The sequence below is a fragment of the Coprobacillus sp. genome (assembly GCF_984815275.1).
Map to the genome: position 1 here is coordinate 20164 of NZ_CFJNYH010000034.1, position 13417 is coordinate 33580.

11 protein-coding genes and 1 tRNA gene are annotated in these 13417 nt (G+C 35.3%); 7 read left to right on the plus strand and 5 right to left on the minus strand.

The annotated features are described in order from the left end of the window. Positions 1-435: 435 nt before the first annotated feature. The 5 genes from AC5M21_RS12095 to nrdD form a co-directional block, all read right to left on the minus strand. Positions 436-1350 (minus strand): collagen-like triple helix repeat-containing protein, encoded by a 915-nt coding sequence (locus tag AC5M21_RS12095; protein ID WP_302280551.1) that lies wholly within the window; start codon positions 1348-1350, stop codon positions 436-438. A 149-nt stretch (positions 1351-1499) separates the two neighbouring features. Continuing rightward, positions 1500-3839: an exosporium glycoprotein BclB-related protein gene (locus AC5M21_RS12100; RefSeq protein ID WP_017143861.1), complete on the minus strand. Its 2340-nt coding sequence runs from the start codon at positions 3837-3839 to the stop codon at positions 1500-1502. A gap of 153 nt (positions 3840-3992) precedes the next feature. Further along, positions 3993-5063, minus strand: a complete 1071-nt coding sequence (locus tag AC5M21_RS12105; protein WP_054325278.1) for a tetratricopeptide repeat-containing glycosyltransferase family 2 protein — start codon at positions 5061-5063, stop codon at positions 3993-3995. Between the two features lie 139 nt (positions 5064-5202). Further along, positions 5203-5278: transfer RNA gene (locus AC5M21_RS12110), tRNA-His, on the minus strand. 116 nt (positions 5279-5394) lie between these two features. Then, entirely contained in the window at positions 5395-5676 is a 282-nt protein-coding gene (gene nrdD, locus AC5M21_RS12115; protein ID WP_008787803.1) for an anaerobic ribonucleoside-triphosphate reductase, read from the minus strand. A 148-nt stretch (positions 5677-5824) separates the two neighbouring features. On the opposite strand from nrdD, the gene AC5M21_RS12120 reads away from it, so the two are divergent. From AC5M21_RS12120 to ybeY, 7 genes are all read left to right on the plus strand, one after another. Further along, on the plus strand, positions 5825-6748 hold the full coding sequence (locus tag AC5M21_RS12120; RefSeq protein ID WP_054325276.1) for a zinc ribbon domain-containing protein: 924 nt from the start codon (positions 5825-5827) through the stop codon (positions 6746-6748). Between the two features lie 215 nt (positions 6749-6963). After that, positions 6964-7806, plus strand: a complete 843-nt coding sequence (gene dapF, locus AC5M21_RS12125; protein ID WP_008787805.1) for a diaminopimelate epimerase — start codon at positions 6964-6966, stop codon at positions 7804-7806. Beyond that, positions 7799-8503 carry a 2,3,4,5-tetrahydropyridine-2,6-dicarboxylate N-acetyltransferase gene (gene dapD, locus AC5M21_RS12130; protein WP_008787806.1) on the plus strand — a complete coding sequence of 235 codons (705 nt, stop codon included), beginning with the start codon at positions 7799-7801 and terminating at the stop codon, positions 8501-8503. Before dapF ends, dapD begins: the two co-directional genes overlap by 8 nt. Before the next feature lie 10 nt (positions 8504-8513). Further along, positions 8514-9635 carry a M20 metallopeptidase family protein gene (locus tag AC5M21_RS12135; RefSeq protein WP_008787807.1) on the plus strand — a complete coding sequence of 374 codons (1122 nt, stop codon included), beginning with the start codon at positions 8514-8516 and terminating at the stop codon, positions 9633-9635. Between the two features lie 2 nt (positions 9636-9637). Continuing rightward, positions 9638-10822 carry an aspartate aminotransferase family protein gene (locus tag AC5M21_RS12140; protein WP_008787808.1) on the plus strand — a complete coding sequence of 395 codons (1185 nt, stop codon included), beginning with the start codon at positions 9638-9640 and terminating at the stop codon, positions 10820-10822. 52 nt (positions 10823-10874) lie between these two features. Next, positions 10875-12908 (plus strand): cysteine peptidase family C39 domain-containing protein, encoded by a 2034-nt coding sequence (locus AC5M21_RS12145; protein ID WP_008787809.1) that lies wholly within the window; start codon positions 10875-10877, stop codon positions 12906-12908. Continuing rightward, positions 12898-13380 carry an rRNA maturation RNase YbeY gene (gene ybeY, locus AC5M21_RS12150; RefSeq protein WP_493531500.1) on the plus strand — a complete coding sequence of 161 codons (483 nt, stop codon included), beginning with the start codon at positions 12898-12900 and terminating at the stop codon, positions 13378-13380. Before AC5M21_RS12145 ends, ybeY begins: the two co-directional genes overlap by 11 nt. Positions 13381-13417: the final 37 nt, after the last annotated feature.

Consider the following 13417-nt stretch of genomic DNA (forward strand, 5'->3'; position numbering starts at 1 on the left):
GAAATTCAAATTAAAGATTGTTGAGTAAGATTATTATTGAGATGAAAATAAAGAAACACTACAATATACTTACTTTGAAATAAGAGTGATAATATTGTTATAAATGTTTAATAAAATGATTCATTCTCTTATATTGCAAAATATATTATAAAAGAAGATAAAATTTATCAGAATCATTTTATATTAGAGTTTTATTATCATAAGAAAGAACTGATATTTTTAAAAGACATGGAAGTGGAAGCTTTAAATTTGCTTATCTCTTGGGTGGGAGTTTTAACAAGTGATTAAAAGTATTTATCAGTTTAAGAAGAAATTACATTCCATAGAAACCTATTTAATTTATGAAAGTATAATTATAAAGGAAAAGGTGATAAAAATATAAAATAATTATCACCTAAAAGCCAAGCTTTATTTTATCCTTTATATTATTATAAATTACTTAGTTATGATTTCAGCTTTGCATAAAGAAATAAAGGAAGGATCACTATTATTTGGACCAACTAAAACAATCATTCCAAATTCATTTTTAATAACTGTTCCTTGACCAACCGTTTGTCCTCCTGCTTTAATATTTACTGAAGTTGTTCCTAATGGTAAGTAAGAACGAATTGCATTTTGGCAATCTGCACCACAACCTTCTGGTGTTGGTACTGGATCTGGTAAAAAACTAATTGAATCATTATAAGTTGAACTTGTGACTCTAAATGCCGCAATTCGACATAACGAAATAGCTTCCTGTGGTTGTCCTTGATTATTAATTAACTGTAGTAATCCAGCATTTGGATTTGTATTTGGCGGTGGAAGTAACTGACCTGCTCGACCACTTGCATTATCACCACTTTCCATGCTAACAATGATATTATTCTCAGGATATAGTTCAATAATTTGACGGAGTACATTTCGCACTTGATCTACACATCCACATTCAATAACATTTGAAGGTCCAGTCGGACCAGTCGGTCCGGTTGTTCCATTAGCACCGGTAGGTCCTGTATTGCCAGTTGCTCCAGTAGGACCAGTGATACCAGTCGCCCCTGTAGGCCCTGTATTACCAGTAGCACCAGTTGGACCAGTGATACCATTAGCGCCTGTTGGTCCAGTCGGTCCAGTTACTCCATTAGCTCCAGTCGGACCAGTTGGACCTGTTGTACCAGTAATACCAGTTGCTCCAGTGCTACCGGTCGCCCCAGTCGCCCCAGTCGCCCCAGTGGCTCCAGTCAGACCAGTTGGGCCTGTTATACCAGTTGAACAGTTAACTATGACTGAGGGACAACAATCACAATCTGACCATCTATTACAATCACAATCTAAACATCTACTGCAATCATAATCATACATATTTTCGTCCATGAATTCACCTCCTATTGTGAATTTTAAATCTCATTTGTAAAATAAATTTCATAACTATTTTAAACTATTGTTATATAGCTATAAATTTCTTAAAAGAAAAGGGCACAACATTTAAAGAAAATCATCTTTATTTGTTATGCCTCTTTTATTTAGTCAATTGAAACACCAGCACTAGCATATCCAGCTACTGTGTTAACCAAACTTAATCCAGTTGCAGTAGCAGTTAATACTAACATCAATCGTGTTTGTGCAGGAACTGGTATAGATAAACCAGTTAATATTCCTTTAGAAATTGATCCAATTGAGAGTATACCTGTTAATGAAGGTGTAAGAGTAATTAACGTACCTGGAATAGCAGTCATTGTGTTGTTAGGAACAGTTGATTGATATAACTGTGCTGTAATTGTAATTGTACTTCCAACTAAAGATAATGCAGCAGTAGTAGAGAAGAAGACATCAATTGCAGTAATGGTTCCATCACGTGGCATTGTAAATGCAAAGTTTGTTAATGTTCCACTTGGGTTAGTTAAATCGATAGTATTACCTACGATTGATAAACCAGGTGCAGAACTTCCAAATCCAACAAAGGCAGGAGTTCCCACTAATCCACCAGCAATAGTTGTTAAACTGACAGGTATTCCAGAAGCAAATGGGATAATTGCAGAAGAACCAGTCGCCCCAGTAGGTCCAGTAGCCCCTGTAGCGCCAGTAGCTCCTGTAGCGCCAGTAGCCCCTGTAGCACCAGTCGCCCCCGTAGGTCCAGTAGCTCCTGTAGGTCCAATAGCACCATCAGCCCCAGTATTACCAGTCGCCCCCGTAGGTCCAGTCGCACCATCAGCTCCAGTATTACCAGTCGCCCCCGTAGGTCCAGTCGCACCATCAGCTCCAGTATTACCCGTTGCACCAGTAGGTCCAGTCGCCCCAGTCACACCATCAGCCCCAGTATTACCAGTCGCCCCAGTAGGCCCAGTCGCACCATCAGCTCCAGTGTTTCCTGTCGCCCCCGTAGGTCCAGTCGCACCATCAGCCCCAGTATTACCCGTTGCCCCCGTAGGTCCAGTTGCACCAGTCGCCCCAGTCGCTCCAGTATTACCAGTCGCTCCAGTAGGTCCATCACCACCATCAGCCCCAGTATTACCCGTTGCCCCCGTAGGTCCGGTCGCACCAGTGATTCCAACTCCAGTTGCACCAGTAGGTCCAGTAGGACCAGTTACGCCAGTCGCCCCAGTAGGTCCGGTCGTACCCGTAGGCCCAGTTGCACCCGTAGGTCCAATAGCGCCATCGGCTCCAGTATTACCAGTCGCTCCAGTAGGTCCAATAGCACCATCGGCTCCAGTATTACCAGTCGCCCCAGTAGGTCCAGTCGCACCTGTTGGCCCAGTTGCACCAGTGATTCCAACTCCAGTTGCACCCGTAGGTCCAGTGGCTCCTGTAGGTCCAATAGCGCCATCGGCTCCAGTATTACCAGTCGCCCCCGTAGGTCCGGTCGCACCTATTGGCCCAGTTGCACCAGTGATTCCAACTCCAGTTGCACCCGTAGGTCCAGTAGTTCCAGTGGCTCCAGTAGGTCCAATAGCGCCATCGGCTCCAGTATTACCAGTCGCTCCAGTAGGCCCAGTTGCACCCGTAGGTCCAGTAGGCCCTGTAATACCATTGGCACCAGTAGCCCCAGTAGCACCCGTAGGTCCAGTGATTCCAATACCCGTCGGTCCAGTTGCTCCAGTTGCCCCAGTAGCACCTGTAGGTCCAGTCACTCCAGTTGTTCCATTAGCACCTGTAGGTCCAGTCGGTCCAATTAATCCGTTAGCACCTGTAGGTCCAGTATTACCTGTAGGTCCAGTCGGACCAGTAATACCATTAGCTCCAGTCGGACCAGTTGGTCCAGTAGCCCCAGTAGCACCCGTAGGTCCAGTGATTCCAATACCCGTCGGTCCAGTTGCTCCAGTTGCCCCAGTAGCACCTGTAGGTCCAGTATTACCTGTAGGCCCAGTTGGCCCTGTAATCCCATTGGCACCAGTAGCCCCAGTAGCCCCCGTAGGTCCAGTGATTCCAACACCAGTCGCACCCGTAGGCCCAGTCGGTCCAGTCGCCCCAGTTGGTCCAGTCGCCCCCGTCACACCTGTAGCTCCAGTCGCCCCGGTATTACCCGTAGGCCCAGTAGGTCCAGTTGCTCCTGTTATACCTCTTGGTCCAGGACAACCTCTTGGTCCAGGACAGCCTCTTGGTCCAGTCGCCCCTGTTATACCTCTTGGTCCAGTCGCCCCAGTAGGTCCAGTCGCTCCAGTTTTACCAGGATATCCCATAGGTCCCATTGGACCGGTTGCTCCTCTAGGTCCAGGACAACCCATAGGACCTGTAGGTCCTGCAGGGCCAGTCACTCCAGTTGGACAGTTTACAATAACGGGTGGACAACAACGACAGCGAGGACACCAAGTACATTTGTTGTTACAACTGTTGTTGCATGAGTTATTACACATGTTATCGTTCATAAATTCACCTCCTTTCGCTTGTTCTAGTTTAATATACGCAAAGTTATAAAACTGAACTATGAGGATATACCCTATTTACAATAAAAAGTATAAATTCCACTTTTGTCCAATGAGAGAAACAAAATAAAAAGACTCTTCCATAAAGAAAGAGTCTTACGATATGCGTTCAAAATAACGCTTGTTATAGAGATAAGATGAATCGTTTGGTTTACATTTTCCAGCTAAATCATTGTAGAATTTGGCTGTTTTATAGTCTTTAATAGCATCATAGCATAAACAGAGTTGAATATATGGAATATAATCATAGCAGTCAGGTGATATAAATGCACCTGATTCATCATTTCTTTCACAAGATAATGCCATTGCATACCAAAAAATGGCTTGCTCATAACACTTTAATTCATAGAAATACTTTCCTAAATCACAACATATTTCAGCTCGTGGAACATCATAACATAAACTATTGAGTAAGGATAGAACTGCTTCTCTCATTTCACCTTTTTGATGATAACAATATCCCAAGAATTGACAAGCAGAAATATTGTTTTCACGCCATCCTTTTCCAGTATTTAAAAATTTCTTAAATTGCGTAATTGCCTCATCATAATATTTATGATAATACAATTCTCTAGCATAGTAGAACATTTCTCTAGGTGAGAATAGAATTCCTTCTTTTTCTTTTGCTTTAAACATTCTTATATTTCTTAAAGGATTTCCTGCTTTTATTTTACGATGAGTAATAGCTATTTCACTATATTCCATTTTACCTCTTGGACTAATAACTTCATGCACAAATCCTTCCCAATAGAATTGGTCTTCTCTTCGCAGTAACCTTTCACGATAATAAGTAAACGTTGGTTTTCCATCATTGTCAAAACCTGTGTTATATCTCATCATCACGACAGATGTTTCTGGAGAAAGTGTTTCTTTTAATTTCATTAATTCTTTTTGATCTGCTTCTAAAAGAACATCGTCTGCATCAAGCCACATGCAATAATCTTGAGTTGCTTTAGAGAAAGAGTAGTTTCTCGCTTTAGAGAAATCATCGCACCATTCAAAATCAAAGATTTTATCTGTGAATTTTGCAGCAATTTCTTTTGTCATATCAGTAGATCCTGTATCTACAATAATAATTTCATCAGCAATATCTTTGATTGAAGATAGAGCTCTTTCCAAAACATCTTCTTCATCTTTAACAATCATACATACACTTATTGTAATCATATATTTCACCAATATAATATATGAGATAATTCATAAAGTGTGCCAGACAAAAGAGAATTAAGAAATCATTATAACCACTTAAATAAAAGTTAAAGAATATAAAAAAGTTCTTGACAATGCAAGAACTTTATTTGTTATATGGGGCGGTCGATGGGAATCGAACCCACGAATGCCAGAGCCACAATCTGGTGTGTTAACCACTTCACCACGACCGCCATATCTACCTCAATTAGGCAAATATGATTATATAAGATTTCAAACATTTTGTAAAGTTATTTTTTAAAAAAGTTGTAGAAACAAAAAAACTATAGGATTGTCTTTCCTATAATTCTTAGAAATGATGTTTCACACGGTCTCTTTCTTCTGCTACTTTTGCATCATTAAAACGCTCTAATGTTCCTACTAAATATCCAGTAATTCTACGAATTCTTTCAATTGGCTGTGGTTTGAGATGATAATTCATATCAACATAATCACCATCTATTGTTAGTGTGAGACTGACTAAAGTTTCATCTTTATATTTTTCTTTTACATATTGAATATAATTCTTGATTTCTCGATCATCCATTTCACCATTAAGAACTTTGATATCAACATTATCTATTCTTTTCATTATCATCACCATCCTTATCTCTATTATATCGCAATGAGATAATATAACAATAAGAATGCTGGTTATTTTATCCAAATGAGAAAATATTTCCCAAATCGTGTCAAATTATGTTAAAATATGTATATAAATATTTGAGAGGGGAAATACAATGAAAAAAATATTAAAAGTATTAACTATGGCTTTAATGGTATTTGTTCTGACTGGGTGTATGAAACTCAGCATTAATGTTGAAGTTAAAGCTGATAAGACAATGGCAATGGGTATGGAAATCTTAGCTGAGGAATCAATGTTTAAAAGTGCTGGAATGTCTGCTGATGATTATGTTAAACAAATGGAAGATCAAATTAAATCTTCTGAAGGTATGGAGGATGCCAAGACAACTCCAATTGAAAAAACAATAGATGGTTCTAAATGGGTTGGTGTTTCTGTACAAGGAACAGCATCTGCTGATGCATCTGTTAGAATTATTGATAAAGAAGTTAATGGTAAAGATGGAATTGAATTAACTTTACCTATGGATGATTTTAGTGATCAAATGGATATGAGTCAATTAACTTCATATGGATATTCAGTTGAACAAATGAAGAAATTAGGAATGGAAATGAATGTTGTTATTAAAATGCCAGGAAAAGCAACATCAAATGTTGGAACTGTAGATGGAAATACTGTAACTGTTGATTTATTAGATATGATGGCAACTGGCAAATCTAATGATATTATTGTATCATCTGAATTATCAGGTGGTGGAATGGATATGAGCATGATTTTCATTATTGTAGGTGTTGCAGCAATTGCTGGAGTTGTTGCATTTATGTTAATGAAGAAAAAGAAAGAAAATCATGAAGAGGTTTATGATGGGTCACCAATTTCTAAAGCCACTGAAGAAAAAGTGGTTACAGAAGCACCAGTAGTAGAATCAGATGTTGAAGAAAAGATAGAAGCACCTACTGAAGTTGTTAATGAAGAAAAAGTAGAAGTTGTAACTGAACCAAAAGCATATTGTCCAAATTGTGGAACACCAGTTGGAAGTGAAGAAACTTGTCCAAATTGTGGTTTTACTTTAAAGAAATAACGGTTAAGAATTCTTAACCGTTTTTTGTTAATATAAATGATAGTGTAAAATCATAAAAACAAGTGTAATAAGGAGAATAGAGAATAGTTGATTTATTCTCTTGAACATATATTTCATAAAGTCACCTTTCTTATTATGTTATGCAAACTGTTTAAAAAAGTCTTTTCATCGTAATAAAAAAATGTTAATATATCAAATAAAGATGAGGTGATACTATGCTTAAATTCACAAAAATGGAAGGAATAGGAAATGATTATATTTATATTGATGGCATTCATCAGGATGTTCCTATGAACCCTCATTTTATTACAAAGATAAGTGATCGTCATTTTGGTATTGGAAGTGATGGTGTTATTGTTATACAAGAATCAGAAATCTGTGATTTTAAGATGCGAATGTTTAATTTAGATGGTAGTGAAGGAAAAATGTGTGGTAATGGTATTCGTTGTTTTGCTAAATTCGTTTATGACCATCAATTAACCAAGAAAACTTATTTGGAGATAGAGACATTGGGTGGTATTAAGAAAGTATGGTTAATAATTGACAATAATAAGGTTCAATATGTCAGAGTCAATATGGGTCAGCCTATCTTAAAATCAAAAGAAATTCCTTGTCTATTTGATAAGGAAGAAATGATCAATGAACCAATTGAAGTAGATGGTCAAGTATATTATCTCACATCTTTATCAATGGGAAATCCACATACAGTAATATATATGAATCATTTAGATTTTAATATCCAAGAACTTGGAATAAAATTTGAAAAACACATACTTTTCCCTGAATCGGTTAATACTGAATTTGTTGAGGTTGTTAATCGTCAATATCTTAAGATGCGTGTTTGGGAAAGAGGTAGTGGTGAAACAATGGCTTGTGGGACAGGAGCTTGTGCTGTGATGTATGCAAGTTATATAAATGGTTTGTGTGATAACCATGTTCAAGTTGAACTCTTAGGTGGGATTCTTGATATTAGTTATGAAAATGGAGAGATTTGGATGAGTGGACCGGCCACAACAGTTTTTGAAGGAATTATTCAAGAGGAGGTATTTAATGTATAATACAGCAGAAGAAATCATTCAATATATTGGAAATGCTAAAAAGCATACACCCGTTAAAGTTTATGTGAAAGGGGAAAATTTACCAGAAAGTGATGAATTTCATATCTTTGGAGATGGTTCTAGTCTTATTCTTATTGGTGATATAGAACCTATCCAAATATATTTAGAAAAAAATAAAGCGAGAATACAAGATACATATTGGGAACATGATCGTAGAAATAGTGCCATTCCAATGCTTGATATAACACATATTAATGCGCGTATAGAGCCAGGAGCAATAATTAGGGATCATGTGACAATTGAGAATAATGCTGTTATAATGATGGGAGCAATTCTTAATATAGGTGTTAAAATTGGTGAATCAACGATGATTGACATGGGAGCTGTTTTAGGTGGTCGTGTGGAAGTTGGAAAACGATGCCACGTAGGAGCAGGAGCAGTCTTAGCTGGTGTTATTGAACCACCAAGTGCATCTCCAGTTATTTTAGAAGATGATGTTCTTATTGGAGCAAATGCAGTTGTTGTAGAAGGGGTCCGTATTGGCAAAGGTGCAGTTGTAGGAGCAGGAAGTATTGTTTTGAATGATGTTCCTGCTGGTGCAGTGGTTGCTGGGAATCCGGCTAGAGTGATTAAAGCAGAAAAAACAAAAGAGACAAAAGAAAAAACACAATTAATAGATGATTTAAGAAAAATCTAAGGTGATACATATGGAACAACTCAAAAAATGGAGAAGAGATTTACATCAGATACCTGAACTAGGATTACAGGAATTTCAAACTGCCGCCTATATTCGTCGTGAATTAGAAAAAATGGGTTATCAATGGGAAGCAGTTGTAGAAACTGGAACAATTGTTTATATTGATTATCATCAATCCACAACAATAGCTTTTCGTAGTGATATTGATGCTTTGGCAATTCAAGAAAAAAATCATATAGACTTTGCTTCTAAAATTCCTGGGATGATGCATGCTTGTGGACATGATGGACATATGAGTGCTTTACTAGGATTTGCAAGGCGTTTAAAAGAAAACCATAGTTCATTATCATGCAATGTCTTATTGGTATTTCAACCCGCAGAAGAATCGCCAGGAGCTGCCGCGCAAGTTGTAGAGTCAGGTGTTTTTGAAAAATATAATGTTAAGGCTATTTTTGGTATGCATTTAATGCCATTCATTGAAGAAGGCGTGATTGCTTGTAAGAAAGGTCCGCTAATGGCAATGTGTGGAGAATTGGATGTAAAGATATATGGAAAAGGTGCTCATGCTGGTTTGCCTCAAGAGAGTATTGATAGTATCATGATTGCAAATCAAGCATTACAACAGTATCAAACAATTATTTCAAGACGCATTTCTCCATTCTCACCAGCTGTCATTAATATTGGTCAAATAAATGGAGGATCAGCACGAAATAGTGTTGCCAGTTTAACAACAATGCATGGAACATTGCGTTGTTATGATGAGAACTTATTTATAAAAGTGACTCAAGACATCGATTCTATTCATAAAAGTTTAGAAATGGCTTATGGCTGTTCAATTGAATGGAGTTGTCCACCATTGTATCCACCAGTACTTAATGATGATCATTTGTATAAAGTTTTTAGAAATATTGTAGATGAAGATATATATATTGAGTTAAAAGAACCATTAATGTTAGCAGAAGATTTTTCATTCTATCAAAAAGCAATTCCTGGTATATTCTTTTTCTTGGGGACAAAATGTCAAGAATATCAAAGTGGGTTGCATACAGAAACATTTAATTTTCATGAGGAAGTTTTAGAAAAAGCAATAGATTTATATGAAAAAATTGTTATGAATTTGAAAGGGGAATAAATATGGATAGTTATTTAAGAGGGGAAAAAGCATTTTTAAAAGCATATGGTAGATATGATGTTGTTTTAGAAAGAGGAGAAGGCGTTTATCTTTATGATACGAATAAAAAACAATATTTAGATTTTTATTCTGGAATTGGTGTGAATTCATTTGGTCATGGCTATAAACCATATATTAATGCTCTGCAAAAACAAATAGAAACATTGATGCACGTATCTAATTACTTTTATACACCTGTTTCAATTGAAGCTGCTGAAGCTGTTAAAAAAGCAACACAATTGGATGGAGTCTTTTTCTGTAATTCTGGTGCTGAAGCAACAGAAGGAGCTTTAAAGTTAGCGAGAAAATATTACTATATGAAACATGGAAAAGCGAATAGTGAAATTATTTCTTTTCACCATTCATTTCATGGCCGTTCAACAGGTTCAGTCAAATTAACTGGAAATCCTCACTATCAGGAGGCATTTGGACCACTTATTAAAGGTGTTCATTATGCAACATTAAATGATTTAAAGAGTGTTGAGGCATTAATCAATGAAAGAACTGCGGCTATTATTGTAGAACCATTACAAGGTGAAGGCGGATTAAATTTATGTCATCAGGACTTTATGACTGGATTAAGACAGTTGTGTGATGAACATGATATTTGCTTGATTTTAGATGAAGTTCAATGTGGAATGGGGAGAACAGGAACAATTATGACTTATTTTCAATACAATATCTTACCTGATATTGTTTGTTTAGCCAAGGGGATAGGATGTGGTGTACCTGTTGGCGCATTTGTAGCAAATGAAAAATATGCAAAAGCTATGGAACCAGGCGATCATGGGAGTACATATGGTGGAAATCCATTTGTATGTGCTGCTGTGAAAACAGTTTTTGAAATCATTGAAAGAGAAGATATGCTCAAACATGTTCAAGAGATTTCTAAATATTTGACTGAAAAGCTGGATGAACTTATTAGAGAGTTTGATATTGTAGAAAGTCGCAGAGGATTAGGATTAATGCAAGGATTGGTATTAAAAGATGATGCCAGACCGTATGTCAAAGAACTCTTAACTGAGGGCGTTATTGTTGTGACTGCTGGAACTAATGTCATAAGAATGTTGCCACCATTTGTTATTACTGAAGAACATGTTGATGAATTTATTGGTAAATTAAAAAATATTTTAAAAAAATCAAAATAAAAAAAGAAAAATCCCTTATTTTTATTGAATATAGAAGTAAGGGGGTTTTTATATGCGAAAATATCCAATTGATTTGCAAGATGAAGAAAAGGCTTGTGGTGCTTATTGTATTTCTATGATTTTGAAATTTTATGGTTATCAGGATGAAATGAAAAAAATTAAGCAGAAAGCAAGATTAAATCAAAATGGTATCTCTATTTTAGGAATTATTGAGTGTTTAAAGACTTATCAAATTGAAGCTAAGGCTTATCAGGCAACATTAGATGATATTCATAAAAATATTCAATATCCATGTATTCTTTATATGGCTTATAATGATATTGGTCATTTTGTTGTCTTATATGAAAGAAATGATGATGAGTATATTATTGGTGATCCAGCTAGAGGGCTCATTTCTATTTATCAAGAAGAGATGTCTGAACATTATGCCATGCATGTTATAGCGATAACACATGTTGGTCGTGTTCCTGAATTATCTTATCAATCTTACTTTTCTTTTTTATATCAGACTTTTCAATCATATCAAAAACATATGATTGATCTTATTTTGAAAGGTTTATGGATTTCTTTACTAGGATACTTGAGTAGTTACTTTTTTCAGTTTATTATTGATGATATTCATATCAATACTCAATTTTTTTATATGGTTGTACTCTGCATTGCTTATAGCTGTATAGAAATCATTAAAACAAGAATGGAAAGAATCAAAACCAAAGCTTTTATCTCTTTAAGAAAAGCAGTTGATGAAGAATATGTTTTTGATTCCTCTATGCGAATGCTGCAATTAACTCATAGTTTCTTTTATCAAGATAAAGGGTATATTCAAAGTCAATTATTAAGTCTCTTTGATCTAAGTGAAATGAGTTTAGAGTGCTATGAGAGATTGTTCTTAGATGCTTTGTCTTTTGTTGTTTTTATGATTGGAATGATGTTTATAAATATATCAATGACATTTCTGGTTGTAATTATGTTTTTATGTATTATGTTTATGGCCTATTATCGTTTACAGGCTTTACAGGATATCCATAAAAATTATCTTGAAGCACATTTTGTTTTTCAGCATCATCTTCTAGAATTAATTGAAAATCAATTTTTAATTAAACGTTTTTCATTGTTACAGCAACAACGGGAAAGAAGTTATCATATCTACTTAGATGAAGCTTTGTTAAAAGAAAAACAGGCTCTATTTATGAATCAACTCCAAAGTTTTATTCAATACTTTATTTATATTTTCTATGGTGTTATTATGATTTTAGGATTTTATCATTATCAAAGATCTCATTTAACGATAGGACAGTTAATGATGTTTTATATGTTGGTTTCTTATTGTATTCAACCTGTGATGAACATTGTCAATCTTGTCAGTCAATATAAACAAATGAAGATTGTTTATGAAAAATATAAAGTATTTGAAATAGAACCACAACTACCACAAGAACCTATAAAGGAGAAAATTACATCAATTACTTTGGATAATGTCAGTTATGCCTATGGATATCAAGTACCTTTATTTGAACATATTGATTTAACAATTCACCAACACCTTTTATTAAAGGGAAAGACAGGATCTGGTAAATCAACGTTGTTAAGACTTTTTATGGGATATGATCTTCATTATTCAGGAGATATCTATATTAATGATCAGGAGTTAAGGACTATTCAATTATCTTCTTTATATCAACATATAGGATATGCTCATGAGACACCATCGTTTTTACATTTAACTTTGTTGGAAAATTTTTTATGTCATGATGAAAAGAAGATACGTTATTACTTAAAATCGTTTGGACAGGAAGCTCTTTTCAATATGTTTCATATTGTCTTAAGTGAAGATGGTGCACCACTGTCACTTGGGCAAAGACAGATTGTTTCTTTAATTAGACTTTTATGTCAAGAATTTGATATTCTCATTTTAGATGAAGCATTTTCACATATGGATGCAAAATTAGCAAGTAAAGTGATGAGGTTTTTATTCAAGAATGATGAAGGAAAGATTTATGTTATGGTTAATCATCAAACAAAATTAGTGAACAAGAATGTTGCTTGTGCTATAATTGAAGAAGGAAGATTAAGAAATGAAAGGTGATATAATGGCTATTGATTTTGTATATGAAGATGAATTGAAATTGAGTAAGGATAATTATGAACAACAATTTATAAAAATTGTAGAAGCAGCACTTCAATATTTAAAAATAGAAGATGATGTGGAATTATCATGTATTATTGTTGATGATGAACGAATTCATGAGATAAATAAGGAATATAGAAATATTGATCGTTCTACTGATGTTATCAGCTTTGCATTAGAAGATAATGATCAGTTTTATGTGGCAGGAATGCCACGAAGTTTAGGAGATATTTTTATTTCTTATCATCATGCTTGTATTCAAGCAGAAGAATATCAGCATACTTTAAAGCGTGAGATGTGTTTTTTATTCACGCATGGTCTATTGCATCTGTTGGGATATGATCATATGAATGAAGAAGATGAAAAAGAGATGTTTACGTTACAAAAAGAAATATTAAATCAATTAGGAATAGAAAGACAACTATATTAAAGTCAAGTAGTAAATTGTGAAAAAGTATGAAATATAA